The organism is Thauera aromatica K172, assembly GCF_003030465.1.
Lineage (GTDB): Bacteria > Pseudomonadota > Gammaproteobacteria > Burkholderiales > Rhodocyclaceae > Thauera > Thauera aromatica.
Genome location: NZ_CP028339.1, coordinates 3,482,683 through 3,508,932 on the forward strand (window position 1 = coordinate 3,482,683; position 26,250 = coordinate 3,508,932).

The following is a 26,250-nucleotide window of genomic DNA, read 5'->3' on the forward strand; positions in this document are numbered from 1 at the left end:
AGCCAATACAGGATCTGCCCCCGCCTGCGCCCCTCCGACGCTCCACGACGATAGGCAAACGCAAGACTCGACCCCGCCGGCGCGCACGGCTTCATGGGATAATCCGCGGCTGAACGTCCGTCCCCACCCACACCATGTCGCTTCCCCTGCCCGAATTCTCCCGCGGCCGCCTCGTCATCGTCGGCGACGTGATGCTCGACCGCTACTGGCACGGCTCGACCACCCGCATCTCGCCCGAGGCGCCGGTGCCGGTGGTGAAGGTGGAGGCCGACGAGGTCCGCGCCGGCGGCGCCGGCAACGTCGCCCTCAATGCCGCCGGACTGGGCGCGCGCACCGAGCTGGTGGCACTGGTCGGCCGCGACGAGGCCGCCGTGCGCCTGCGTCAGCGCCTCGAAGAGGGGCGGGTGGTGTGCCGCCTGCTCGAAGCGCCGCAGCACCCGACGATCACCAAGCTGCGCATCATCAGCCGCCACCAGCAGCTGATCCGGCTCGACTTCGAGGACAACTTCGCCGTGCTCGAATCGGCCGGCATCGAACGCGCCTTCGAAGAGGCCCTCCCCGGTGCCGGCGCGGCCGTGCTGTCCGACTACGGCAAAGGCACCCTGGCCCAGGTCGGCAGCATGATCCGCGTCGCCCGCGAGGCCGGCGTCCCGGTGGTGGTCGACCCCAAGGGCACGGACTTCGGCCGCTACTGCGGCGCCACCGTGATCACCCCCAACCAGAGCGAGTTCGAGGCCGTGGTCGGCCACTGCGCAGACGAGCCGACCCTGCGCAGCCGCGGCGAGGCCCTGCGCGAGGCGCTCGAACTCGAGGCGGTGCTGATCACCCGCTCCGAACGCGGCATGACCCTGCTGCAAAAGGGCCGGGCGCCGCTCGACCTGCCCACCCGCGCGCGCGACGTGTTCGACGTCACCGGCGCGGGCGACACCGTGGTCGCCGTACTCGGCGCCGGGCTGGCCTGCGGCCTGACCCTGGCCGAGGCCACCGCGGTGGCCAACGTCGCCGCCGGCATCGTCGTCGGCAAGCTCGGCACCGCCACCGTCGCCCCCGCCGAACTCGCCGCCGCGCTGAACGCGGCCGGCCCCGCGGCCTGACACCGACCACCCACGAGGACCACAACATGATCATCGTCACCGGCGGCGCCGGCTTCATCGGCAGCAACATCGTCCACGGCCTCAACGCCCGCGGCATCCGCGACATCCTCGTCGTCGACGATCTCAGCGACGGGCGCAAGTGCCTGAACCTGGCCGACGCCGATATCCTCGACTATGTGGACAAGGATGACTTCCTCGCCCGCATCCAGGCCGGCGAGCGCTTCGGCCAGGTGGACGCGGTGTTCCACGAAGGCGCCTGCTCATCGACCACCGAGTGGGACGGCCGCTTCGTCATGAAGGTGAACTACGAGTACACCAAGGCCCTGCTCGCCTGGTGCGTGGCGGACAAGGTGCCGCTGATCTACGCCTCGTCGGCCTCGGTGTACGGCATGGGGCCGGTGTTCCGCGAGGGGCGCGAGTTCGAGCAGCCGCTGAACATGTACGCCTACTCCAAGTTCCTGTTCGACTGCCACCTGCGCCCGCAGCTCGCCGGCCTCGGCAGCCAGGTCGTGGGCCTGCGCTACTTCAACGTCTACGGCCCGCGCGAGCAGCACAAGGGCGGGATGGCGAGCGTCGCCTTCCATTTCCACAACCAGCTCCGGGAATCCGGCCGGGTGCGCCTGTTCGAGGGCTCGGACGGCTACGGCCCGGGCGAGCAGCGGCGCGACTTCATCCATGTCGACGACATCGTCGCGGTGAACCTGTGGCTGCTCGACAACCCCCAGGTGTCGGGCATCTTCAACCTCGGCACCGGGCGCGCGCAGAGCTTCAACGACGTCGCCCACGCCGCGCTGCGCTGGATGCGCGCCCGCGGCCAGGAAGGCGGCGGCATCGACTACATCCCCTTCCCCGAGCACCTGAAGGGGCGCTACCAGAGCTTCACCGAGGCCGACATCGGCGCCCTGCGCGCCGCCGGCTACGCGCGCCCGTTCATGGACGTGGAAAGCGGCGTGCCCGCCTACCTCGACTGGCTCGCCACTCGTGGCTGAGCGCCCCGCCGGTAGCCGATGAGCCGGACGCGATGAACACCCCCGCCGTACCGCCCGCAGCCGGCGCCCGCCGCATCCTCGTCGTCGGCCCGTCCTGGGTCGGCGACATGGTGATGGCGCAGAGCCTGTTCAAGGTCCTCAAGCAGCGCGGCGAATGCGCCATCGACGTACTCGCGCCGGGCTGGTCGCTCCCCATCCTCGAGCGCATGCCCGAAGTGCGCCGCGGCGTCGCGATGCCGCTCGGCCACGGCGAATTCGGCCTCGGCACGCGCCGTGCGCTGGGCCGCTCGCTCGCCGGCGAAGGCTACGACCAGGCGATCGTGCTCCCCGGCTCGCTGAAGTCCGCGCTCGTGCCCTTCTTCGCCGGCATCCGCCAGCGCACCGGCTTTCGCGGCGAGATGCGTTACCTGCTGCTCAACGACCTGCGCCGTCTCGACCAGGCCGCGCTACCGATGACCGTGCAGCGCTTCGTCGCCCTCGCCGCCCCCGCCGGCGCGCCGCTGCCCGAGCCGCTGCCGCTGCCGCGCCTGGTCGCCCAGGCGGCCAACCAGCAGATCCTGCGCACCCAGTACGCGCTGCCCGCCGCGCGCCCTGCGGTGGCCTTCATGCCCGGCGCCGAATACGGCCCCGCCAAGCAGTGGCCGATCCCGCACTTCGCCGCCCTGGCGCGCGCACTGGGCGAGCGCGGCTACCAGGTCTGGGTGCTGGGCTCGAACAAGGATCGCGCCGCCGGCGAAGCGATCGCCGACGGCAACCCGGCGGTGACCAACCTCGCCGGCCTCACCGCCCTGGGCGACGCCGTCGACCTGCTGGCGATGTGCGCCGCCGCAGTGAGCAACGACTCCGGCCTGATGCACGTCGCCGCCGCGCTCGACGTGCCGCTGGTGGCGATCTACGGCTCGTCCAGCCCGGAACACACGCCACCGCTGGCGGAGCGCGTCGCCGTCCAGACCCTGCGCTTGGAGTGCTCGCCCTGCTTCCAGCGCACCTGCCCGCTCGGCCACACCCGCTGCCTCACCGACATCGCCCCCGAGCGCATCCTCGCCGCGCTCGGCGGCCTCGGCCTCACCGGGCTCGAGCACGCCGGCGGCCGGAGCGCGGCGGAAACCGTCCATTTCACCGGGCGGGCCTGACGCGGCGATGCATGTGCTGATCGTCAAGACGTCCTCGCTCGGCGACGTCATCCACACCCTGCCGGCGCTCACCGACGCCGCGCGCGCGCTGCCCGGAATCCGCTTCGACTGGGTGGTGGAGGAAGCCTTCGCCGAGATCCCGCGCTGGCACCCGGCGGTCGACCGGGTCATCCCGGTGGCAGTGCGGCGCTGGCGCAAGCATCCGCTGCGGGCCTGGCGCAGCGGCGAGTGGCGCGCGTTCACCGCGGCGATCGGCGCCCGGCGCTACGACGCCGTGATCGACGCCCAGGGTCTGCTTAAGAGCGCCTGGCTCGCCCGCCATGCGCGCGGCCCGGTGCACGGCCTCGACCGCCACTCGGCGCGCGAGCCGCTCGCCAGCCTGTTCTACCGCCACCGCCACGCCGTCGCCTGGGGCCGGCACGCGGTGCTGCGCGTGCGCGAGCTGCTCGCCGCCGCGCTCGGCTATGCGCTCGCCGACCGGCCCGACACTGCGGCCGACCCGTACGGCCTCGACCGCGCCCGTGTGCTCGCCGGCGCCGCGCAGGCAGCCGGCCCCGGCACGCCCTATCTCGTCTTCCTCCACGGCACCACCTGGCCGACCAAGCACTGGCCCGAGCTGTACTGGCGCCGCCTGGCCGAGCGCGCCTGCGCCGCGGGCTGGCAGGTGCGCCTGCCCTGGGGCAACGACACCGAGCACGCCCGCGCCGAGCGTCTGGCCGAAGGGCTTGCCGGCGCCCGCGTGCTGCCGCGGCTGACGCTCGCCGGTGTCGCCGCCGAGATCGCCGGCGCCCACGCCTGCATCGCCGTGGACACCGGCCTCGGCCACCTCGCCGCCGCCCTGGCAGTGCCCACGGTGTCGGTCTACGGCCCGACCAACCCCGGTTTCACCGGCGCCTGGGGCGCCGGCCAGCGCCACCTCGCCTCCGATTTCGCCTGCGCGCCCTGCCTGCACAAGCGCTGCCGCTACACGCCGAGCGCGGCCGAGCGCGCCCGCCCCGACTTCGCCCGCGAGCAGCCGCTGTGCTTCACCCGCCTCGCCCCCGAGCGGGTGTGGGCCGAACTGACCGCCGTGCTCGAGCGCAACGAGGCCGCCTGATGCAGCTCGCCTTCTGCCTGTACAAGTACTTCCCCTTCGGCGGCATGCAGCGCGACTTCCTGCGCATCGCCCAGGCCTGCCAGGCGCGCGGCCACGCGATCCGGGTCTATGTGCTCGAATGGCAGGGCGAAGTGCCACCCGCCTTCGAGGTGGTGCACGTGCCGGTGCGCGCGCTCTTCAACCACCGCCGCTACCGCAAATACACCGAGTGGGTGCAGGCCGACCTCGCCCGCTGCCCCGCCGGGCGCGTGATCGGCTTCAACAAGATGCCGGGGCTGGACGTCTATTACGCCGCCGACCCCTGCTTCGAGGACAAGGCGCGCACGCTGCGCAACCCGCTCTACCGCCTCGGCGGGCGCTACCGCCACTTCGCCGCCTACGAGCGCGCGGTGTTCGGCTCCGATAGCCGAACGGAGATCCTGCTGATCACGAAAGCGCAGCTGCCGGTGTTTTCCCGCCACTACGGGACGCCGCCGGAGCGCTTCCACGTCCTGCCGCCGGGCATCGCCGCCGATCGGCGCCGCCCCGCCGACGCGGACGAGGTGCGCGCCGGGCTGCGGGCGGAGTTCGGCGTCACCGGCAATGCCTTCCTGCTGGTCCAGATCGGCTCCGGCTTCAAGACCAAGGGCGTGGACCGCAGCCTGAAGGCGCTTGCCGCGCTGCCCGACACCTTGCGCCAGCGCACCCGGCTGCTGGTGATCGGCCAGGACGACCCCAAGCCGTTCAAACTGCAGGCCGCCACCCTGGGCGTGAGCGAGCGCGTGCAGTTCCTGAAGGGGCGCGGCGACGTGCCGCGCTTCCTCCTCGGCGCCGACCTGATGATCCACCCCGCCTATCACGAAGCGGGCGGCATCGTCCTCCTCGAAGCAATGGTGGCGGGCCTGCCGGTGATCGCCACCAAGACCTGCGGCTTCTCCCATTTCATCGCCGAAGCCGAGGCCGGCGCGATCCTGCCCGAGCCCTTCGACCAGGCGCGTTTCAACGCAGAAGTCGCATCCACGCTGAACGATGCCGGGCAGCGCCGCCGCTGGCAGGCCAACGGCCTCGCCTTCGCCGCCCGCGCCGATCTCTACAGCCTGGCCGAGCGCGCCGCCGACGTGATCCTGCAACGGCCCGCGCGCGAACCCGGCAGCCGATGAGCACCCCGATGGAACGGTCAGACCGCAGCGTCTTCCTCGACGAGCCCTTCCGCAGCCTGTGGCAGGGGCGCGACCCGTTCGCCGCGGTGGAAGCGCTGCAGGGCGAAGTGTTCCGCGAACTCGAAGGCCGGCGCACGCTGCGCACCGAAGTCGGCGGCCGCGCCTACTTCGTCAAGATCCACCGCGGCGTGGGCTGGGGCGAGATCTTCAAGAACCTGTTCTCGCTGCGCCTGCCGGTGCTCGGCGCGCGCAACGAATGGCGTGCGATCGCCCGCCTGGGCGACGTCGGCGTCGCCACGATGCGCGCCGTGGCCTTCGGCGAGCGCGGCCGCAACCCCGCCCGCCAGCATTCGTTCATCATCACCGAGGCGCTCGCGCCGACGGTGAGCCTGGAAGACTACTGCCGCGACTGGCCCGCCCATCCACCGCCGCCCGCGCTCAAGCGCGCCCTGATCGAGCGCATCGCCGAGATGGCCCGGCGCATGCACGAAGGCGGCATGAACCACCGCGACTTCTACCTCTGCCATTTCCTCCTCCACACCGCGCCGCCGCCCGCTCCCGGCGCCTTGCGCCTGTCGCTGATCGACCTCCACCGCAGCCAGGTGCGCCGCCGCACGCCGCGGCGCTGGCGCGACAAGGATCTGGCCGGGCTGTACTTCTCCGCGCTCGAAATCGGCCTCACCCGGCGCGACCTGCTGCGCTTTCTGCGCGCCTACTTCCCGGGGCCGCTGCGCGCCACCCTGCGCCGCGAGGCGGCGCTGCTGCGCAGCCTGGCACGGCGCGCGGACAAGCTGCACGCACGCTACCTGCGCAAGTACGCCCCGGAGGCACGCGAATGAGCACGCCGGCCCCGCTGCAGACGGCCGCGGCGTTGCGTGCGGCAGGCCGCCACCCGGTCCTGCCGCTGCGCGTCGAGCTGGCCGACGGCCGCAGCCTGACGCTGCACCGCCTGCTGCGCGTGCTGCCGGGCAAGCGCCTGGTCGGCGAGGCCGAGTTCGAGGGCCGCCGCGTACTCGCCAAGCTCTTCATCGCCCCTGCCAGCGCCCGCCACTGGCAGCGCGAACGCAGCGGCATCGAGGCCCTCACCGCCGCCGCCATCCCCACTCCGGCGCTGCTCGCCGCGGCTCCCCTGCACAACGGCGGCCACGCCCTGCTCACCGCCTTTCTCGACGGCGCCGACAGCCTCGCCGCACGCTGGGAGGCGGAGGCCGCCGAAGCGGCCGGCAGCGCGCGCGCCCTCGCCGTGCTCGCCCCCGCGTTCGCCCTGCTCGGCCGCCTCCACGCCCGCGGCCTGGTGCAGGACGACCTTCATCTGGGCAACTTCCTGGTCCACGGCGGCCGCCTGCTGGTGATCGACGGCGACGCGGTGCGCGCCCTCCGCCCCGGGCGGCCGCTCGATGCCGCCCAGGCCGCGGCCAACTTCGCCATCCTCGCCGCGCAGCTGCCGGCAGCGTGGGATGACCGGCTCTCGCGCCTGATCGAGGCCTGGCGCAGCGCCGACGATGCCCTGCCCGCACTCGACCTCCCCGCCCTGCGCGCCCGCATCGCCGCCACCCGCAGCGCCCGCCTGCAGGCTTTTCTCGGCAAGGTCCTGCGCGACTGCACCCTGTTCCGGGTGGAACAGCGCCTCGACCGCTTCAGCGCCGTAGTGCGCGACCAGGCGGAAGCGCTCGCCCCCCTGCTCGCCGACCCCGACCGCGCCCTCGCCGCCGGCCAGCTGCTCAAGGACGGCGGCACATGCACGGTGGCGCGTACCGAAATCGCCGGCCAGACGCTGGTGATCAAGCGCTACAACATCAAGAACGCCGGCCACGCGCTGTCGCGCGCCTGGCGCCCGAGCCGCGCCGCCCATTCCTGGGTCGCCGGCCACCGCCTCGCCTTTCTCGGCATCGCCACGCCGGCGCCGCTGGCCCTGGTCGAAGAGCGCTTCGGCCCGCTGCGCCGGCGCGCCTGGCTGGTCAACGCCTGGTGCCCGGGGCGGAACCTGCTCGAGCACCTCGCCCCGCATGTCGACAGCGGCCCGCCCGTGGCCGAAGGCGAAGCCCTGCGTCAGCTGTTCGCCACCTTGCACCGCGAGCGCATCTCGCACGGCGACCTCAAGGCCACCAACCTGCTGTGGCACGAAGGCCGCATCGTCGTCATCGACCTCGACGCCCTGCGCCAGCACCGCAGCGCCGCGGCCCACGCCCGCGCCTGGCGGCGCGATCGTGCCCGCCTGCTGCGCAACTGGCCGGCGGGCAGCGCCCTGCACCGCTGGCTGGACACCGAATTGCCCGCCGCCTGAGCCGGGGCCGCGGCGCCCGTCACCGCGCGTTCAGCGCATTTCGAACGCTTCCTGATGGAAGCGGACGCCGGCCGCGCCCATGTCACGGAACCCTTGGCGCAGCCGCTCGGCGAGGCCTTGCGGGCCGCAGAACCAGACTTCGAGTACCTCCTTTTTCCCCGCGCGATCGCCCAGGACTTCCGCGCCCAGAACTTCCGCACTCAAGCTTTCGTTGTGCATGCTGCTGATAACGTGCAGCCGCAGCGCCGGCAGCGCCGCGCACAAGACCTCGAGACGGGCGACGAATGGATCCGAGGCCCGGTCGCGCACGCAGTAATAAAAGTCCACGTCGGGCGCCTGCTCCGGCCTCGTCTGCAACGCTTCCAGCCAGGCGAGGAACGGGGTCACGCCGATCCCACCGGCAACCCACGCCTGGCCTCGCCGGCCTCGTCCGCGCGGCAGCTCGAAGCAGCCATAAGGCCCCTCGACCTCCACCGCCTGGCCCGCCTCGAGCCGCCGGGCCAGGCCCCGGGTGTAGTCGCCCAGCGCCTTGATCTCGAAAGTGACGCGGCGGTCGCCCCGATCGGCGCCGGCGATCGTGAACGGATGAGCGCCCTCCAGGCGGTCGAAGGTGGCAAAGGCGAATTGCCCGGGGCGATGCCCGCGCCAGCCCTCGTCCAGGAAACAGGTGACCTGGGTGAGGCCGGGGCCGGATTCGCGCACCGACTCCACCACCCCGCCGACGCGACGGCGGTGGCCGATCCAGCCCGCCAGGGCCAGCACGCTGGCAACCGATCCGGCGGCGATCAGCAGCGCAAGCAGGACGCCGACCGGCTGCCCCCAGTAATCGAGCGGCGCCAGGAAGGCGGCATGAAAGGCCAGCGCCAGGTACAGCGCCGGCATCGCTTTATGCAGGTAACGCCAGGCCCGGAACGGGAAGCGCTTCCATAGCGTCAGCACCAGCATCGCCAGCAGCGCATAGACCGCAAACTCGCCGAGTTCCTCGGCAACATCGCGCATCGCTTCCAGGAAGTCGCCGCCGCGATCCTTGGCCAGGCGGCCTTCATGGCCGAAGACCGCCTTGATCGTGCCGGCCGACAGCTCGACCAGCCAGTGCAGCGCGGCAAAGCCGATCGCCAGGATGCCCGCCCATTTGTGGACACGGTAGATACGGTCCATGCCGCCGAAAGGGCGCTCCAGCCAGACCGGCCGGGTGGCGAGCACCATCGCCAGGGACATCAGGGCAAAGGACCACAGCCCGGTGAGCGTCAGCGCATGTTCGCGCACCGCCCACGGATTACCCGGACCCGCGTCGGCGGACCCCGCCGCCGACAGCAGTGTCCAGCCCCATGCCAGCGTCACCAGGGCGAGGAAGGCAGACAACAAGCGTTTCACGGCCCCGCCCCTCAATCGTCCTCGAAATAGCCTTGCTGGGCGTCGAGGTGGCACGCGCCGCAGTTGGCCTTGCTCCCCACATCCTTGCGCGTCCAGTCGGCTTTCGGCACCTCGTCGTGCTCGTGCACCCACTTCGGCAACTCGGTGATGCGAAGCGGCGCGTCGCCCGCGCGCAGGCCGCGCAGCAGCTTGCCGGGCCGGCCCGAGGCATCGCCCGCATGCCCGGTCAGGTAGCGGGTGATCGCGGCGGCGGTGTCGGCATCGACGCTGGCGTCGTCGCCGAAATGGTTCGCCAGCTCACCCATCATCCGTTTCCACGATGCCGCCGGCAGCATCGATGGGGGAAAGGCGATATGACAACTGCCGCACTCCTGCAGCGTGAGCTTGTCGGTCACCGGCGGGTAGTAATCCTGGTCTCCGGCGCGGGCGCGGCCGAACAGCAGTACGGTCACGGCGAGCACGGCGACACCGAGGGCGAGCGGACGGAAGGGAACGGTTTTCATGGGGGAATCTCCGTGGTCGGTGCTTACAGCGTCATCATCCAGGCGAGCCAGTCGCCCTTCTCGCGAGCGCTGCACTCGCGGCCCAGGACCTCGGTGCAGTTGCGCTTGAACCATTTCTCGACCTTTGCCGGATCGGTGTAGCGCGTTGCCGCCACCGACGCCGCCATCGGCTCGATGGCCTTGCCCGTGCGGGTCCGGCCGGGTGCGCGTGCATCATCGCCGTGACATGACGTGCACGCCGGGGTATCGGGCTTGCCACCGGCGTGAGGGGTGCGATGCAGGGTTTCGCCACGATCGGCCGAGAAGCCCGCAAAAGCGGGGTCGGCGACACGCGCCTCGGCCGCGTAGCGGGCGATCAGATCGGCGGGCGGGGCCGCCAGCACCCCGGCACTCGCGCCGATGCAGCACGACAATGCGATCGTGCGGAATTTGCAGTTCATGGTTCGCTCCTTGATCCGGGTCGGAAACTCGACCGGACGGGCAGGCTGGATGCCATTCGTCCGCCATTCGTCCGGAATCGGGTGCCCAGTGTGCAAGTGCGCGAATGAATCGAACCTGAACGCAGGACGGGCGTGCGGCGGCGCGGGGCGGAAGTCGCGGTTCAGCTCCAGTTCAGGATGAATGGGCCACGCTCCCGCCTTTCCTGACCACGGAGCCTTTCCCATGAAGACCGCCTTTTTACGCTCCTCGCTGCTGTCCGTGCTGATTGCAGGCAGCGTCCTTCAAGCGCACGCCGCACCGGACGAACCGTCATTCCTGCCGCAGGAAACCTGCACATCGGTTCGCCACGAGATCGATGCCGTGAGCGCTCATCTGCGGGCGGCGCAGGCCGATCCGGCCGGACAAGCGGTAGCATCCGATGGCGAAGCGAAGCTGGCCCTCGAACTCGGCGCGCACCTCGACGCCTTGCGGGCGAATCTGCCCGCGCAGCGGACGCAACGGGCGCAAGCCAGCCTGCTGCTGAGCGACATGCGCGATGCTTTATCGCTGATGCGTAACGCCACCCACGTCGATGCCCGCCGACTCGCCGTCCAGCGGTTGGAAGAGGATCATCGTCTTTACAATGTGCTGCTGAAGACCCTGGGATGCGCCGACCCCCGACCGACAGCCCTCTGAGCCGATGAAAGCCTTCACCCCGCGCCAGGCGCTGCTGCTCTCGCTCGCTGCAGCGCTGATCACGATTACGATGAAAACCGGCGCCTGGTGGCTCACCGGCTCGATCGGCTACCTGTCCGACGCGCTCGAATCGGTGGTCAACCTGGCCGGGGCCGGCTTTGCCCTGTGGATGGTGTCGTTCGCGCGGCAGCCCGCCGACGACGACCACCAGTACGGCCACGGCAAGGCCGAATATTTCTCCGCCGCCTTCGAAGGCGGCCTGATCTTCATCGCGGCGCTGCTCATCCTGCTCACCGCCGGCGAGCGCCTGCTCAATCCGCAACCGATCGGCGATCTCGGCGTCGGAACCTTGTTGTCCGTCGGCGCAAGCCTGGTCAATTTCCTCGTCGCGCGCGTGCTGCTCCAGGTCGGTCGCGTGCACCGCTCGCTGGCGCTCGAGGCCGATGCGCGCCACCTGATGGCGGACGTATGGACGACCGCCGGCGTGGTCTGCGGCGTCGGCCTGGCCGGCGCGACCGGCTGGAGCTGGCTCGACCCCGTCGTCGCCGGCGCCGTCGCACTCAACATCCTGCGCGAGGGCTGGGAATTGATGCGGCGGTCGATCGACGGCCTGATGGACCGTACGCTATCCGACGCGGACGTCGCCGCGATCGAGCGCGCCCTCGGCGAAGCGTCGCCGCCGGGATGCTTCCATGCCAAGCTCACGACCCGTGCCGCGGGCGCGGTACACTTCGCCCACGTAGAGCTGTGCGTTCCCGGAGACTGGACCGTGGCCGATGCCCACGCAGTTGCCGACACGCTCGAGCGCGCCGTGCAGGAGCGGACCGGAACCCGTCTCTCGACCCACCTCGAACCGATACCCTCCACCGCTGCCCGAAGCACCGCAGCGGGCCCGGCCTGAGCATCGCGCGCACCATCAACCCGAACCCGTCCAGACCGATGCACCTGCTCATCATCGAAGACGACCGCACGATCGCCGAGAACATCTACGAGTACCTGGAGTCACGCGGTCACCAGTGCGACTACGCCGACTCGATCGTGGCGGCATCGGCCTTGCTCGCACGCTCCCCGTTCGATGCGCTGGTCCTGGACCGCAACCTCCCCGACGGCGACGGCCTCGTGCTCGCCCGCCGGCTGCGGGCCGAGGGCCACGCAACACCGATCCTGGTGCTGACCGCGCGCGACGCGCTGGAAGACAAGCTCCTCGGCTTCGAGGCCGGCAGCGACGATTACCTGGTGAAGCCCTTCGCCCTGCAGGAACTCGAGGTGCGCCTGCTGGCGCTGGCGCGGCGCAGCACCGCCCGCCCGGCCGATCCGGTGCTGCGCCACGGCGAGCTGGAGTTCAAGGCCGCAACACAGGAGGTGCGGCTGCAGGGCCGTCTCCTCGCACTGCCCCCGAAAGCCCTGCGTCTGGTCGCCGAACTGCTCTCGCAGCCCGAGCGTGTGTTCTCCCGGCGTGAGCTGGAGATCGCGGTCTGGGGCCACGAGCAGGACAGCAGCGACAATCTGCGCAGCGTGCTGCACACCCTGCGTCGAGCCTTCGGCGACGACGCCCCCACCCAGGTGGTGAATGTCCATGGCCTCGGCTACAAGCTCGTCAACCGCTGAGAGCGCCGCACACCGCGGCGGACGGCGCTGGCTGTCGGGCGGGATGCGCATCCGGATCGCGGTGTCGGTCACGGCCATGCTGGTCGTCCTCATCATCGCGCAGTCGCTCGCCCTGGTGGGGCTCTACGAGGAGATGGAAGAAGAGTTCATCGACGGCACGCTCGACGAGCAACTGCAGTACAGCATCGAGCACAGCCGCCAGCTCGGCATCCTGATCGGGCCGCAGACGCCGGATATGACCCTCTACCGTTTCACGCCGGGGGCGGAACTGCCGCAAGGGCTGAGCCCGGAACTGGCCGGACTTCCGCTCGGCAATCACGAGGACTGGTCCTCCGGGCGCGAACTGCACGTCGCCGTCCGCGGGGCCGACGGCCAGCGCTACGTCCTCGTCTATGACGAGTCCGAGCATCGCGCGCGCGAGTCTGCGGTGATCACCGCAGTCGTGATCGGCGACCTGATGCTGGTCGCCCTGTCCTTCGTGCTCGTCTACGCAATCGCCGGCCGGATGACGCGCGGCCTGGAGACGCTCGCCGAACGCGTCGAGGGCGAGCGCGACGGCACCCCCTTCGCCGAAGAAAGTCTCGACGCCGAACTCCTTGCCGTGGCCCGCGCCCTGGACCGGGCCGAGGCCCGGCAGGCGGCCGTGCTCACGCGCGAGCGCGATTTCAGCGCCAATCTGTCGCACGAGCTGCGCACCCCCCTGGCCGGTATCCGCAGCGACGCCGAAATGCTGCTCACCGACAGCTCTCTGTCCGACAAGGCCCGTCGCCGTGCCGAGCGCATCATCGCCACCACCGACCGCACGACCACGCTCGCCCACAGCCTGCTGCTGCTCGCCCGTGAAGCCCGGCCGCAAGTCGTCGAGCCGGTCAACCTGGGGGCGGCGGTACGCAGCGCATGGAGCCGCCTGCACCCCGCCGGGGCCGAGGCACTGACGATCCGCATCGACCCCCAGGCCGAAGTCGCAACCGACCCCAACCTGCTGGCGCTGGTGCTGCACAACCTGCTGGAGAACGCACTCCGCCACGGCGAAGGGCACGCGATCGAGGTGGTGCAGGAAGGGCGCCGGCTCGAGGTGCTCGACCGCGGCGCGGGCTTCGGGACGGAAGATCCGATGCGCTGCTTCGAGCGCTTCCGGCGCGGCGGGAGCAAACCGGGGCACGGCCTCGGCCTGGCGCTGGTCCGGCACATCTGCACGGCCTGCGGCTGGACCGTCCACGCCGCGAACCGGCCCGACGGCGGCGCCTGTCTGACGATCGACTTCGGCCCAGGGCCGACGGCGGCGTAAGCGTAGGCGACACTCACACTTTCCTCACACCCGCATCACGCTTTCCTCACGGGCGCTTTCGTAGATTGCGCGGACCCTCTCCGGCTCCGCGCGACCATGCCCGAACAGCGTCTGCCCCTCGCCCCCTCCCTCATCGCACCCGCCAGCACTCCGGCCGGCACGAAGATTCGCGCGCGCGGCGGCGAAGCCCCCGACCACGGCCCGTCCATGAACCGCCCCATCCCGCACGCGGCCGCGCCGATCAGCCTGCGCGCCCACTTCGGCTTTCTCCTCGGCAGCGTCGCCCTGCTGCTGTCGATGTTCTTCCTGCTGCGCCTGGCGCTGCTGGTACACAACCGGGAACTGATCGACGGCATCGCGCCTGCCATCCTGGCCGAAGCCTTTTTCAATGGCCTGCGCTTCGATCTGCGGCTGGTGTCGTTCATCTGCCTGCCCCTGGTGCTGTCGCTCGCGAGCACGCGCGCGATGGCCGCGCGCGGCGCCCAGCGGATGTGGCTGACCGCCTGCGCCAGCCTCGCCCTGCTGCTCGGCGTCATCGAACTGGACTTCTACCGCGAATTCCACCAGCGCCTGAACAAGCTGTTCTTCCAGTATTTCAAGGAAGACCCGGATACCGTCCTGAGCATGGTCTGGCATGGCTTCCCGGTCGCCCGTTACGTCCTCGTCTGGCTGGCGGCAAGCGCCCTGCTGGCCTGGCTGTTCCACCGCCTCGACCGCGCCACGCACCCCGCTCCCGCGCACGCGATGAAGGCCGCGGGACACCCGGGCTGGCGCTGGCTGGCACTGCTGCTGTGCGTAGTGGTATCGGCGGCGGCCGCACGCGGCACGCTGCGCCAGGGACCGCCGCTGCGCTGGGGCGATGCGTTCACGACCGACTCGATGTTCGCCAACCATCTCGGCCTCAATGCGGCGCTGACGCTGTACGACGCCACCCGGCACGAGCTGTCGGACCAGCGCAAGCGCGCCTGGCTGGACGCGATCGCCGACACCGAGGCGACACGCGTCATCCGCGAGCTGCTGCTGACGCCGGACGACACCCTGGTCGACGCCGGCCAGGCCGCCGTGCGCCGCCACTACGTGCCGCCCGCGGCCACCGCGCTGCCGGTGCGTAACGTCGTCGTGATCCTGCTCGAGAGCTTCGCGGGACGTTACGTCGGCGCCCTCGGCGACGACAGCGGCATCACGCCGCACTTCGACCGGCTGGCGCGCGAAGGCCTGCTGTTTACCCGGGTGTTCTCGAACGGCACGCACACCCACCAGGGCATGTTCGCCACCATGGCCTGCTTTCCCAACCTGCCCGGCTTCGAGTACCTGATGCAGACGCCCGAGGGCGCGCAGAAATTCTCCGGCTTGCCGCAGCTGCTCGGTGCCCGTGGCTTCGACGACCTCTACGTCTACAACGGCGATTTCGCCTGGGACAACCAGGCCGGCTTCTTCAGCAACCAGGGCATGACGACCTTCATCGGCCGCAGGGACTTCGTGAACCCGGTGTTCTCGGACCCGACCTGGGGCGTTTCCGACCAGGACATGTTCGACCGCGCCATCACCGAACTGCGCGCGCGCGGCGACAAGCCCTTCTACGCCTTGCTGCAGTCGCTCTCCAACCACAGCCCCTATGCGCTGCCCGATCCGCTGCCGGTCGAACCGGTGACGGGCCACGGTGCCTACGACCAGCACCTGACCGCGATGCGCTATTCGGACTGGGCGCTGGGCCGCTTTTTCGAGCAGGCGCGGCAACTGCCCTCGTTCAAGGACACGCTGTTCGTGATCGTCGGCGATCATGGCTTCGGCGGCGTGGAACAGCTCACCGACATCGACCTGCTGCGCTTCCACGTGCCGCTGCTGCTGATCGCCCCCGGCATCCAGGAGAAGTTCGGCGCCACGCGCGACGTCGTCGGCACCCAGGTCGACGTCGTGCCGACGATCATGGGCAGGCTCGGCGGCGCAACCACCCACCAATGCTGGGGCCGCGACCTGCTCGCACTGCCTGCGGGCGACGCCGGCTTCGGCGTCATCAAGCCCTCCGGCAGCAGCCAGAACGTCGCCATCCTCGAAGGCGACACCGCTCTGGTGCTGTCCGAAGACCGCCAGGGCAAGCTCTACCGCTACCGCGTGGGCGCAACCTCCGCAGCGGGCACGTTCGAGGATGCCGCACGGCAGCAGGCCATGGCACGCCGGCTGGAAGCCTTCCTGCACGCGGCAACCCGCAGCCTGCTCGAAAACACTGCCGGAGTCACCACGGCGCACGCGACGGCCGCGGCCAACCCACCTCACCGGCCAGTTGCCAGCGACCGATGACCGATGACGACACCGTGCACACTCTCGAGCCCGGCCAAAGAGCCCATGGCGCCCGTAGGTCCCGTTTGTTAAGCTTTTCTTAAACTCGGATGGGCATGCTGGTTCGGGCCGAATCCGATCACGCCCACCCCGACATGGAAAGGAACAACGAATGCCGATGAAGCAAGCACCGGTCGACCTGGCGTTCTCGCATAAATACGACCGCGCCCACGCAGCCCAGTATCTTGCCAAGCACCAGGACGGCCTCGCCCGGCGTCTGTCCCATCTGCGCGACATCCAGCTCGCGCGCCGTGCGCTCGCCCAGGCCGGCGATCCGCAGCGGGTGCTCGATCTGCCCTGCGGCGCCGGCCGCTTCTGGCCGCTGCTGGCCGAGCGTCCGGATCGCGAAATCCTCGCAGCCGACAATTCCGAATCGATGCTGGAAACGGCGCTCGCCCACCAGCCGGCCGACATCGTCCGCCGCGTCCAGACCTTTCGCACCTCGGCCTTCGCCATCGACCTTCCCGACGACGCCGTCGACTGCATCTTCTGCATGCGCCTGCTGCATCACATCAGCGACAGCGCACACCGCCTGACCATGCTGCAGGAGTTCCACCGGGTCAGCCGCGACACCGTGATCCTCTCGCTCTGGGTCGATGGCAACTACAAGGCCTGGAAGCGTGCCCGCCTCGAACGGCGCCGCGCCGCGGCGGGCAAGACCGGCAGCAATGCCAACCGCTTCGTCGTCTCCCGCAGCGTGATCGAGAATGAATTCGTCCGTGCCGGCTTCGGCATCATCGGCCGCCACGATTTCCTCCCCGGCTATGCGATGTGGCGGGTCTATGTCTTGCGCAAGGCGGCACCGTCATGCCGGTAAGCGCCTGCAGCGGGCCTGCCCGGCCTTTCATCCACTGGTGGAACACCCGGGGCGAGTGGGTCGAGGCACCGAATGTCCGCCGCGGCGGCAACAGCGGAGTGCAGCTGCTGCGCGGCGAAACGGGATCGTTGCTGTACGTGAAGCGGCAAACGGGCCATGTCCACCGTTCCCTGCGCCATCCTTTCGGCCGCCCCACGGTGCTGCGCGAGGCCGAAGCCCTGCGCGCCCTCGCCACTCTCGAAGTGCCTGTGCCGACGCTGACCTACTGCGGCGCCCGCAACCAGGACGGCCAGTGGCAGGCAATCCTCGTCACCGAGGCGCTCGAGGGCTACATCAACCTCGACGCCTGGTACCGCCAGCCGCACGACCCCGCCACCCGGGCGGCGATGTTGCGCGAACTTGCGCGAACGCTCGCCCGGATGCATCGCGGCCACTGGCAGCACGGCTGCCTCTATCCCAAGCACATTTTCGTGCGCAGCACGGAAAACAGCGCCGCGGTGGATGTCGCCCTGCTCGATCTGGAAAAGGCCCGCCGCCGGCTCCTGCCGCGGCTGGCGTCACGCCACGACCTCGCTCAGCTCGACCGCCACCGCAGCCCAATGCCCGACGCCGACTGGCGGGATCTCCTCGGCCATTACCAGCGCGCCATGGCTTCGCGGTCCCCGCCCTGACCACCATGGCGGCGGTCTGAAACGCGCTCAGCCTTCGTCGCGGAACTGCATCGCGTGCAGGCGGGCATACGCTCCGCCTGCCGCCAGCAGTCCGGCGTGGGTGCCACGTTCGACGATCCTGCCCTGATCCATCACCAGGATCAGGTCGGCCTTCTCGATCGTTGACAGGCGGTGGGCGATCACCAGCGTGGTGCGTCCCGCGGTGGCATGGTCGAGCGCACCCTGGATATGACGCTCGGATTCGGTGTCGAGTGCCGAGGTGGCCTCGTCGAGGATCAGGATCGGTGCGTCCTTGAGCAACGCGCGGGCGATCGCCAGGCGCTGGCGCTGGCCGCCGGAGAGGGTCACGCCGTTCTCGCCGATTTCGGTGTCGAAGCCCTGCGGCAGGCGATCGATGAACTCCTTCGCATAGGCCGCTTCGGCCGCGGCCTCGATCGCCGCGCGCGGCGCCCCGGCCAGATCGCCATAGGCGATGTTGTTCGCCACGGTGTCGTTGAACAGGGTGACCTGCTGGGTCACGAGCGCGATGTGGCGGCGCAGGTTGCGCAGGCGGTAGGCCCGCGCCTCGACCCCGTCGATCAGGATCTGGCCGTCCTCGTAATGGTAGAAACGCGGGATCAGGTTCGCCAGCGTGGTTTTTCCGCTGCCCGAGCGCCCCACCAGCGCCACCATCTGCCCCGGCGCGACGTCGAAGGCGATGTCGTGCAGCACGGGACGCTCCGCACCCGGGTAGCGGAAGGCCAGCCCGCGGACCTCGATCCGCCCCTCGACCCGCTCGCGCTCGACGGTGCCGTCGTCGACTTCCGGCGTCTCATCGAGCTGTTCGAAAATGCTCTCCGCTCCCGCCACGCCGCGCTGGATCGTCGAGCTCACTTCGGAGAGCTGGCGGATCGGCTTGGGCAGCAGGCCGGCCGCGGTAATGTAGGCAACGAGATCGCCGGCGCTCGAGTCGCCGCGCAGCAGCAGCACCAGGAACAGCACCACCGCCATCGCCGCGTAGGTCACCAGCTGCAGGCTCGGGGTGAAGATCGCGTTGGTCCTCACCATCCGCAACTGCTTGCGGGTGTTGTTCGCGCTCGCCGCGGCGAAGCGTCCCGACTCGTAGGCTTCACCGCCGAAGCTGCGCACCACCCGATAGCCCTGGATGGTTTCCGAGGCCACATGGGTGACGTCGCCCATCGCGACCTGGATCTTCTTCGCCTGCTTGCGGAACTTGCGGCTGGCGATATTCACCAGCACGCCGATCACCGGCAGCACCGCCACCATCACCAGCGTAAGCTTCGCGTTCATCCACAGCAGGTAGATGACGAGGAAGATCGCCGTCAGCCCCTCGCGGAACACGATCTTGATCGCGTCGGTCGCCGCCCCCGTCACCATGGTCACGTTGAAGGTGATGCGCGAGATCAGGTGGCCGGTGTTGTGCGCGTCGTAGTAGCGGTTGGGCAGCCGGAGCAGGCTGTCGAACAGGCGCACGCGCAGATCGTGCACCAGGCCCAGCGACACCCTGGCCAGGAAGTAGTTGCCGAGATAGGACCCCAGCCCCTGCCACAGCGCGATCAGCACGATCATCAGCGGCACTGCTTTCATCAACGCCACCCCATCGACCAGCGCCACGCCCACGTCCAGCGCCGCCGCCGGGTCGGTGAGGCCGTCGACGAAATACTTCATCACCGCAGCCAGCATCGGCTGCGACGAGGCGAAAACGATGAAGCCCAGAATGCTGACGGCGAAGGTGCCGATGTAGGGCCGCACATAGCCCAGCAGGCGGAAGTAGATCCGGAGGCTGGACGATGCCGGATCGGCGGGAGAAGTCATGTCGTTTCAGCGTGTTCTAGGGTGGCGCGATGGTAGCACGGCCGCCAGAGGCGAAAATCCGCCCCCCGTTGTGATTACAATCGCGCTTTGACGGAGAAAAGCGAAGCGTGAAGACCTGCAGCCACGAGGCATTCGTCGACCTCACCCGGGAGGCCACCGTCATCGAGCGAGACAGCCATGGGCCGAAGGTCATGGTGCTGGCCGACGGCAGCTACCTGAAGCTGTTCCGGCGCAAGCGCCTGCTCAGTTCGGCAAGCTGGTACCCGTATGCACAACGCTTCGTCGACAACGTGCAGGCCCTGCGCGCGCGCGGCATTCCCTGCCCCGAAGTCATCGACTGCTTCCGCGTGCCGGCGGCCGGCCGCGACGTCGTCCATTACCGCCCGCTGCCGGGCACAACGCTTCGTCAGCTGATCGCCGGGGAACAGGCGGATCCCGGCCTGCGCCAGGTGCTCGGCCGTTTCATCGCCACCCTGCACGAGCGGGGCATCTATTTCCGCTCGATCCACCTCGGCAATGTCGTCCTCACCGCGGAACGCCGGCTCGGCCTGATCGATGTCGCGGACATGAAAACCGGGCGCCGCCCGCTATCGTCCTGGCGCCGCCGGCGCAATGCGAAACACCTGCTGCGGATCAAGGTGGATCGAGCCTGGATTCTCGGCGGGGATGAGGGGGCGGCGTTGAGCGCGGGATATCGCGAGGTGGCGCAGCGACCGTTTCCGCTCGGCTCCGCTTGAGCCCGGCCCCGCACCGCCCGGGAGTCACCGCCTGCCTGCGGCGCCGGCCTTGCCCTTGCGCGGGGCAAGAATCAGCACCTCGCTCCCGGGTCCCGGGAAACGGGCGATCAGATCCAGATCGTGTTCTGTCCGCCAGGCATCCAGCGCCGCGGCATTCCGTTCCGCCGGGGCCTCGATCACGAAAAGGTCGAATTTCGATCTGAGCGGCTCCTGAACCGCATCCGCGGGCGACAAGGGCGACTCTTCCTGCTCCAGCCCCGCGTGATAGCGCACCCGCCGCCCCTCGACGTACGCCCTCTGCGGGTCGTGCAGGTTCGCTCTCAGCCAGGCGCCGGCCTCAGCGTACTGGTGCTTTTTCGGCGACAGCGAAACGACATTCGCGAGCATCACCACCACCGCGAGCAGCACGAGCGGAAGCTTCAGCCCCGGCCAGCGACGCATCATCTGCATCAGCCCGTGCGCGACGACGGGCACCACCAGCAGATTCAGGAAGCTCACATAGCGTGACGTGACGAACAGCATTCCGGTGACGAACACGCCCAGCACGGCCAGATAGGCGAGGAACAGAGCGGACAGCGGCTGCGCGCGGGACCAGACCCCCGGGGTCCTGAAGGCGAACAGGAAGGGAATCAGGAACAGTCCCAGCGTCTTGAAAAACTTGACCGCAACGAGCGCGACGAGGCCGCAGAACAGGATGATTCCGGCATCGTCCCGGGACAGATCGGGCAGGACCGAGTGCGCCAACTCGTCCACCCCGCTAGCGAACAAGACGCTTTCCTGGATCAGGCTGAGATAGAAGGCGAGCCGCCCTCTCAGATCGAACATCCCGAACCCGTAGGCGGATGCGCCGAGCACCAGGGCAGCCAGCGGCAAGGCGAGCAGCATCGTGAGCCGCGGGCGGAGTTGCCCTCCGCGCGAGGCATGCTGCTGCCAGGCGATGATCACCGGGAGGAACACCAGCGCCTCGACCCGGAATGCGGCAGCGATGCAGAGCGCCACCTGCCCGGATACCGCCGCCGACCACGCCGGCTTTTCGACCCAGCGCATGGCGAGCCACGCCGACAGGAGCGTGAAGCACCAGAAGCCGTACTCCCGGATGATGTACTCGCGGTAACCATTGAAGGCGGGAATGGCGAGCACGACCAGGCAGGCCGCCCAGGCGGTGCCGCCAAAAACCTTCTCCGAATGGAGCACCAGGAGCGCAGAAGCCGCGGCCAGCAGCACTGCGCACAGCGCATAGCCGGCCAGATCCGGATCGAGGCCAGTAACGGCTGCAAGCCCGGCGATCAGGGCCGGCAGGAAAAGCCAGTCGAAGCGCGTTCTGGCGCTTTCCAGCCCGCCGTCCAGGAAAGCGCGTGCGGCATCGACGTAGAGCATCCCGTCGCGATTGAGGTCGTCGCTCCCCGCAACCGCGATCACCGACAAGACCAGGCTCAGGACGAACGCGGTCAGCACAGGAGCGCGGCGATCAGCGCCCATGCGCGCGATCCGCGGAAAGGCCTTCGATAATGTTTCTAGCATTTTCTGGAAGCGTCACCGGGCATGCGGCCGGTCAAAGGTCGCGCGGAAAGCTGTCGAGCAAGGCGGCCTTGATCTGCTCCAGGCCGGGGCGGGCATACGTTTCGCGCACCTGCTCGAGGCTGCGGGAAAGCTCGGCCCCCGGCACCAGCGGTGCGGGGGCGATGCCGAACACGCTGTAGTAATCACGGAACTTGAAGTCGCCCCCGCGCACATTGTCGGAGAGTTTCAGCCAGGCATTCGGCACCCCCAGGCTGTCGGCGGCGATCAGGCCATGCATCGCCGAAGACAGGACGACATCGGCCGCCCGGATCTTGCGCAACAGATCGAGCGCAGGCTCGAACACATCGGCGACTTCCACATCGGGCCGTTGCCGAAGCAGCTCTCCGAGCGCCGGATGCGCCCGGTCCTTGTAGTGCGGGATCACCAGGCAACGATAGCGCTTCGTCGCCTCCCGGCCCGCCTCGTCGTCCACCAGCATGGAGGCGAGCAAGCCCGGATCGCCGAGCGCGACCCCGTCGCCGGCGCGCACGATCGATGCGGTCAGCTTTCCGCGCACGGCGCAATAGCGATGCCGGCTCCGATGCGGCGGCACGGGCTCGATGAATCCGGTTCCCCACACCGTGATGCGGCGCGTCCAGAAATGCTCCTTGACGCGCTGCAGCAGGCTGCCGAGGGCGACGAGATCGCATCGGCCGACTTCCGCATGGACGATCTGGCGGCCGGACACGCGCGCGCAGATCAGCGGTGAGAGCGCGTCGCCGAAATTCGGCTTGGAGCTCGACCAGTACAGCCGCAGCGGCTTCACCCTCAGCCCTCCTTCACCACCAGCACATCTTCCATCACCAGATACTGCAGGTCCGAGCCGAAGAACATGTTAAGCGCGTCGGTCGGCGAGCAGATCATCGGCTCGCCGCGGCGGTTGAGCGAAGTGTTGAGCACCACGCCATTGCCGGTGAGCGTTTCCAGCTCCTTCATCAGGTCGTAATAGCGCGGGTTGAATTCGCGCCGCAGTACCTGGGCGCGCGAAGTGCCGTCCTCGTGCACTACTTCGGGCACGCGCGTCTTCCACTCTTCCGCGACCTCGAAAGTGAAGGTCATGAACGGCGCCGGATGGTCGGTCTGCAGCATCTGCGGGCCGACGGTGTCGAGCATGCTGGGGCAGAACGGGCGCCAGCGCTCGCGGAACTTGATCTGCTCGTTGATCCGGTCGGCCACCCCGGGCGCGCTCGGGCAGCCGAGGATGGAGCGGCCGCCGAGCGCGCGCGGGCCGAACTCCATGCGGCCCTGGAACCAGGCCACCGGGTGGCCGTCGGCGAGGATCCGGGCGATGCGCTGCGGCACCGCGACGTCGCCGTCCTCGAGCACCTGCCACTGCGGCCGCGCCGGGTGCCTGGCGCAGGCGGCGATGACGTCCTCATTGGTGTAGCGCGGCCCGAGATAGACGTGTTCCATCTTCTCCACCGCCACGCCGCGCTGCACCGAGACGTAGGACGCCGCCCCCACCGCGGTGCCGGAATCGCCCGAGGCCGGCTGCACGAACAGCTCCTTCACTTCCGGGCGGGCGATGATCTTCTGGTTGAGCTTGACGTTGAGCGCGCCGCCGCCGGCGAAGGCGAGCCGTCCGGTCTCGCGCAGGATGTCGCCGAGGTAGTGGTCCATCATCTGCAGGGCGAGATCCTCGAACAGCTTCTGCATGCTCGCCGCGTAGTGGATGTAGGGGTCGTCGGCGATGTCGCCGTGGCGCATCGGCCCCAGCCAGTCGATCAGCTTGGGCGAGAAGTAGTAGCCCTTGCCCTGTTCCTTGTAGCGCCGCAAGCCGATCACGTTGGCGTAGTCGGTGTTGATGACGAGCTCGCCGTGCTCGAATTTCGCCAGGCGCGAGAAGTCGTAGCGGCTGGGGTCGCCATAGGGCGCCATGCCCATCACCTTGTATTCGCCGTCGAGCATCTCGAAGCCGAGGTACTCGGTGATCGCGCCGTACAGCCCACCGAGCGAATCGGGGTCGTAGAACTCCTTGATCTTGTGGATGCGGCCGTTCTCGCCCCAGCCGAAGAAGGTGGTGGCGTACTCACCCTTGCCGTCGATGCCCATGATCGCCGTCTTCTCGGTGAAGCCCGAGCAGTGGTAGGCGCTGGAAGCATGGGCGAGGTGGTGTTCAACCGGCTCGATGCGCACCTTCCTGAGGTCGAAGCCGAGCTGCGCCAGGCACCATTCGATGCGCTTCTTGTAGCGGTGGAAGCGGCGGTTGCCCAGCAGGATCGCATCCAGCCCGCGGTCGGGGGCGTACCAGTAGCGCTTCGCGTAGTGCCAGCGCGCCTTTTCGGTGATGCCGATCGGGGCGAAGGGGATGGCGACGATGTCGACGTCCCCGGGCCGGATGCCGGCGAACTCGAGGCAGAACTTCGCCGCCTCGTAAGGCATGCGGTTCTTGGCGTGCTTGTCGCGGACGAAGCGCTCCTCTTCCGCCGCGGCGACGAGCCGGCCGTCGAGGTAGAGGGCGGCGGAAGGATCGTGGGTGAGCGCGCCGGAAAGGCCGAGGATGGTGAGGGACAAGGGCGAGCCTCCGGGTGAACAGGGGAGCGGACGGCAGGGCGGATGCCGGCTTCGAGGGGGCGAATTATACGCTGCCCGGGAACGACGCCCGGCATGCCGGGGAGCACAAGTTGCAGCGCCTCGCAGGCGGTTTCGCGCATTCGCCACAGCCTTGCACCGAGTCCCTGTGCACTGCATGATTGCCGCCCTCGCGCACGTTTGCAGCGAACAGCCTTGAGCGCCCCCCTTGAGCCTTCATCCCACCTACCGACCTGATATCGACGGCCTGCGGGCGGTCGCGATCGTTCCCGTCATCCTGTTCCATTACGGGCTTTCCGGATTCGAGGGCGGTTACGTCGGCGTCGATGTGTTCTTCGTCATTTCCGGGTATCTGATCACGTCGATCCTCCACCGCGAGATGAGGATGGGCGTATTTTCCTTCGCCGCCTTCTACGAGCGCCGGATCCGGCGCCTGCTGCCGGCATTCGCGGTGGTCACCGGGGCGAGCTTCCTCGCCGGCTGCATCTGGTTCCTGCCGGCCGATCTGGAAGCGCTCTCATCCAGCCTGGTCGCAGCATGGTTCTTCGCTGCCAACCTGTATTTCTGGAAGAAAACCGACTATTTCGATGCCGAAGCGATCGACAAACCCCTTCTTCATACCTGGTCGCTGGCCGTAGAAGAACAGTTCTACATCGTCTTTCCCTGCCTGCTGCTGGCGGCGCTGCGCTGGTTTCCCGCCCATCTCCGAACAATCATCGCCGGCTGCGCACTGCTCTCCCTGCTGGCGGCGGCAGCGGTCGTCCGACATGCGCCGGAGGCCGCCTTCTATCTGCCGCATCTGCGCGCATGGGAGCTGCTCGCCGGTGCCCTGCTGGCGCTTCGGGTGATCCCCCCGCCGCAGACCGCCGCCCTGCGCGATGCGCTGGCGACCGCCGGCCTGGCACTGATCGGCCTTGCCGTGTTCACCTTCGACGCGGCCACCCTGTTCCCCGGACTCAGCGCGGTGATTCCGGTCCTCGGCACGGCGATGGTCATCACCGCCGGCAGCGCTGGTGGAGCGCGGTGCAACCACATCCTCGGCGCAAGGCCGCTCGTTCTCACCGGCCTGCTGTCGTATTCGCTCTATCTCTGGCACTGGCCGCTCTTCGTTTTCGCCCACTATCGTCTCGGACGCGCCCCGGCGGGGCTCGAACTGCTGTGGCTGGCCGCCCTCACCCTGGTGCTGGCGGTGCTTTCGTGGCGTTACGTCGAGCGCCCGCTGAGAGGGAAAAGCCGCCGACTGACGCGCCGCACCCTGTTCCGCGCCACCGCACTGACCGTCGGCCTCGCCAGCCTGGCGGGAATCGGTGTGCGCCTGAGCGGCGGCCTGCCCATGCGCCTTCCCGCAGCCGTAGTGGCGACCGCAGCCATCGCCGAAGAGCCGATCCCTTTTCGCGAAGCCTGTTCAGGCCTCGGACTCGACGCCATCCGCGACGGCGGTCTATGCACGTTGGGCAAAAACGGCGCGCCCGGATTCCTCCTCTGGGGAGATTCCCATGCGCTATCGCTGGCCCCCGCCGTCGACCATGCGGCCTCGCAGGAAGGGCTCGGCGGGCGCTTTGCGGGAAAATCCGCCTGCCCGCCGCTGCTCGGCACGCTCGAGTTCAAGCGTTCAAAAACGAGCTGCACCGGATTCAATCACGCGGTGCTCGAGTACATCGACCGCGAGCCGTCGCTGCGCACGGTGTTCCTCGTCGCCCGCTGGTCGTACTACCTCTCCATTGCGCAATCCGACGAGGACCGGCGGCGCTTTGCCGATGCCCTCGAAGCGCTGGTGGAGCGGCTTCACGCACGCGGCATCCGCGTGGTGGTGGTCGAGCAGGTCCCCGAAATGCCGGGCAGCATTCCCTCCCTGGCCGCGCGCGCGGCGTGGTTCGGCTGGCCTCCGGCGGACGACCTTCCCGCCGCCGAGTACCGCCGCCAGCAAGGGGCGCTGCGGGCGATGCTCGGCATCGCCGACGTTTCCGTGACCCCCTCCGGTTTCGAACTGCTCGACCCGGGCCACGCATTTTGCGACGATGACCGCTGCCGCGCCCTCCGCGCCGGCAAGCCGCTGTATCGCGATGCGCACCATCTCTCGCAAGAAGGTGCTGCCCTGCTGATCCCGCTGTTTCAACACTCCCTCGCCTCGGACAAAGGCGGCACATGAAGCCTGCA

23 protein-coding genes are annotated in these 26,250 nt (G+C 69.3%); 16 read left to right on the top strand and 7 right to left on the bottom strand.

Annotation, left to right across the window (positions count from 1 at the left end; genetic code table 11):
* Positions 1-134: 134 nt before the first annotated feature.
* The 7 genes from rfaE1 to Tharo_RS16410 are packed head-to-tail and all read left to right on the top strand — an operon-like array spanning position 135 to position 7,735.
* Positions 135-1,094, top strand: coding sequence for a D-glycero-beta-D-manno-heptose-7-phosphate kinase (rfaE1, locus tag Tharo_RS16380; protein WP_107222120.1), 960 nt, complete (start codon positions 135-137; stop codon positions 1,092-1,094).
* A 26-nt stretch (positions 1,095-1,120) separates the two neighbouring features.
* Positions 1,121-2,083, top strand: a complete 963-nt coding sequence (gene rfaD / locus Tharo_RS16385) for an ADP-glyceromanno-heptose 6-epimerase (RefSeq protein ID WP_107222121.1) — start codon at positions 1,121-1,123, stop codon at positions 2,081-2,083.
* A 32-nt stretch (positions 2,084-2,115) separates the two neighbouring features.
* Positions 2,116-3,216 carry a lipopolysaccharide heptosyltransferase II gene (waaF, locus tag Tharo_RS16390; RefSeq protein WP_107222122.1) on the top strand — a complete coding sequence of 367 codons (1,101 nt, stop codon included), beginning with the start codon at positions 2,116-2,118 and terminating at the stop codon, positions 3,214-3,216.
* 7 nt (positions 3,217-3,223) lie between these two features.
* On the top strand, positions 3,224-4,312 hold the full coding sequence (gene waaC, locus Tharo_RS16395; RefSeq protein WP_107222123.1) for a lipopolysaccharide heptosyltransferase I: 1,089 nt from the start codon (positions 3,224-3,226) through the stop codon (positions 4,310-4,312).
* Positions 4,312-5,451, top strand: coding sequence for a glycosyltransferase family 4 protein (locus Tharo_RS16400; RefSeq protein ID WP_107222124.1), 1,140 nt, complete (start codon positions 4,312-4,314; stop codon positions 5,449-5,451). The genes waaC and Tharo_RS16400 overlap by 1 nt, the downstream gene beginning before the upstream one ends.
* Before the next feature lie 8 nt (positions 5,452-5,459).
* On the top strand, positions 5,460-6,290 hold the full coding sequence (rfaP, locus tag Tharo_RS16405; RefSeq protein WP_107222125.1) for a lipopolysaccharide core heptose(I) kinase RfaP: 831 nt from the start codon (positions 5,460-5,462) through the stop codon (positions 6,288-6,290).
* Entirely contained in the window at positions 6,287-7,735 is a 1,449-nt protein-coding gene (locus Tharo_RS16410; protein WP_107222126.1) for a lipopolysaccharide kinase InaA family protein, read from the top strand. The genes rfaP and Tharo_RS16410 overlap by 4 nt, the downstream gene beginning before the upstream one ends.
* Before the next feature lie 30 nt (positions 7,736-7,765).
* On the opposite strand, the gene Tharo_RS16415 is transcribed toward Tharo_RS16410, so the two are convergent.
* From Tharo_RS16415 to Tharo_RS18005, 3 genes are read right to left on the bottom strand one after another with little or no spacing between them, the layout of a single operon-like run.
* The gene (locus Tharo_RS16415; RefSeq protein ID WP_107222127.1) at positions 7,766-9,109 is read right to left on the bottom strand and encodes a ferredoxin reductase family protein; all 1,344 of its coding nucleotides are present in this window, start codon (positions 9,107-9,109) and stop codon (positions 7,766-7,768) included.
* A gap of 11 nt (positions 9,110-9,120) precedes the next feature.
* A complete protein-coding gene (locus tag Tharo_RS16420; protein ID WP_107222128.1) occupies positions 9,121-9,612 on the bottom strand; it encodes a diheme cytochrome c in 492 nt (163 codons plus the stop codon).
* A 23-nt stretch (positions 9,613-9,635) separates the two neighbouring features.
* A complete protein-coding gene (locus Tharo_RS18005; RefSeq protein ID WP_245880946.1) occupies positions 9,636-10,277 on the bottom strand; it encodes a DUF1924 domain-containing protein in 642 nt (213 codons plus the stop codon).
* Between Tharo_RS18005 and Tharo_RS16430 the strand changes: the two genes are divergently transcribed.
* The 7 genes from Tharo_RS16430 (at position 10,276) to Tharo_RS16460 (ending at position 17,449) form a co-directional block, all read left to right on the top strand.
* Positions 10,276-10,728, top strand: coding sequence for a hypothetical protein (locus Tharo_RS16430; RefSeq protein ID WP_107222130.1), 453 nt, complete (start codon positions 10,276-10,278; stop codon positions 10,726-10,728). The two genes, Tharo_RS18005 and Tharo_RS16430, sit on opposite strands and share 2 nt — an antisense overlap.
* 4 nt (positions 10,729-10,732) lie before the next feature.
* Positions 10,733-11,629, top strand: a complete 897-nt coding sequence (locus tag Tharo_RS16435) for a cation diffusion facilitator family transporter (protein WP_107222131.1) — start codon at positions 10,733-10,735, stop codon at positions 11,627-11,629.
* A gap of 38 nt (positions 11,630-11,667) precedes the next feature.
* Positions 11,668-12,336, top strand: coding sequence for a response regulator transcription factor (locus tag Tharo_RS16440; protein WP_107222132.1), 669 nt, complete (start codon positions 11,668-11,670; stop codon positions 12,334-12,336).
* Positions 12,299-13,624 (top strand): sensor histidine kinase, encoded by a 1,326-nt coding sequence (locus Tharo_RS16445; RefSeq protein WP_245880947.1) that lies wholly within the window; start codon positions 12,299-12,301, stop codon positions 13,622-13,624. Before Tharo_RS16440 ends, Tharo_RS16445 begins: the two co-directional genes overlap by 38 nt.
* A 96-nt stretch (positions 13,625-13,720) precedes the next feature.
* Entirely contained in the window at positions 13,721-15,922 is a 2,202-nt protein-coding gene (locus Tharo_RS16450; RefSeq protein WP_245880948.1) for an LTA synthase family protein, read from the top strand.
* Positions 15,923-16,073: 151 nt separating this feature from the next.
* The gene (locus Tharo_RS16455; RefSeq protein ID WP_107222134.1) at positions 16,074-16,778 is read left to right on the top strand and encodes a class I SAM-dependent methyltransferase; all 705 of its coding nucleotides are present in this window, start codon (positions 16,074-16,076) and stop codon (positions 16,776-16,778) included.
* Complete coding sequence (locus Tharo_RS16460) at positions 16,769-17,449, top strand: lipopolysaccharide kinase InaA family protein (RefSeq protein ID WP_107222135.1); 681 nt, start codon at positions 16,769-16,771, stop codon at positions 17,447-17,449. Before Tharo_RS16455 ends, Tharo_RS16460 begins: the two co-directional genes overlap by 10 nt.
* 27 nt (positions 17,450-17,476) lie before the next feature.
* Here Tharo_RS16460 and msbA read toward each other — a convergent pair whose 3' ends face one another.
* Positions 17,477-19,264, bottom strand: coding sequence for a lipid A export permease/ATP-binding protein MsbA (msbA, locus tag Tharo_RS16465; protein ID WP_107222136.1), 1,788 nt, complete (start codon positions 19,262-19,264; stop codon positions 17,477-17,479).
* A gap of 107 nt (positions 19,265-19,371) precedes the next feature.
* Between msbA and Tharo_RS16470 the strand changes: the two genes are divergently transcribed.
* The gene (locus tag Tharo_RS16470; RefSeq protein ID WP_107222137.1) at positions 19,372-20,001 is read left to right on the top strand and encodes a phosphotransferase; all 630 of its coding nucleotides are present in this window, start codon (positions 19,372-19,374) and stop codon (positions 19,999-20,001) included.
* A gap of 24 nt (positions 20,002-20,025) precedes the next feature.
* Here the strand turns inward: Tharo_RS16470 and Tharo_RS16475 are convergent, their stop codons facing one another.
* From Tharo_RS16475 to Tharo_RS16485, 3 genes are all read right to left on the bottom strand, one after another.
* Complete coding sequence (locus Tharo_RS16475; protein ID WP_159051726.1) at positions 20,026-21,456, bottom strand: hypothetical protein; 1,431 nt, start codon at positions 21,454-21,456, stop codon at positions 20,026-20,028.
* Positions 21,457-21,553: 97 nt separating this feature from the next.
* Entirely contained in the window at positions 21,554-22,327 is a 774-nt protein-coding gene (locus Tharo_RS16480) for a polysaccharide pyruvyl transferase family protein (RefSeq protein WP_159051727.1), read from the bottom strand.
* 2 nt (positions 22,328-22,329) lie between these two features.
* Complete coding sequence (locus Tharo_RS16485; protein ID WP_107222140.1) at positions 22,330-24,075, bottom strand: carbamoyltransferase family protein; 1,746 nt, start codon at positions 24,073-24,075, stop codon at positions 22,330-22,332.
* Between the two features lie 226 nt (positions 24,076-24,301).
* Between Tharo_RS16485 and Tharo_RS16490 the strand changes: the two genes are divergently transcribed.
* The gene (locus tag Tharo_RS16490) at positions 24,302-26,242 is read left to right on the top strand and encodes an acyltransferase family protein (protein ID WP_107222141.1); all 1,941 of its coding nucleotides are present in this window, start codon (positions 24,302-24,304) and stop codon (positions 26,240-26,242) included.
* The last annotated feature ends 8 nt before the right edge of the window (positions 26,243-26,250 follow it).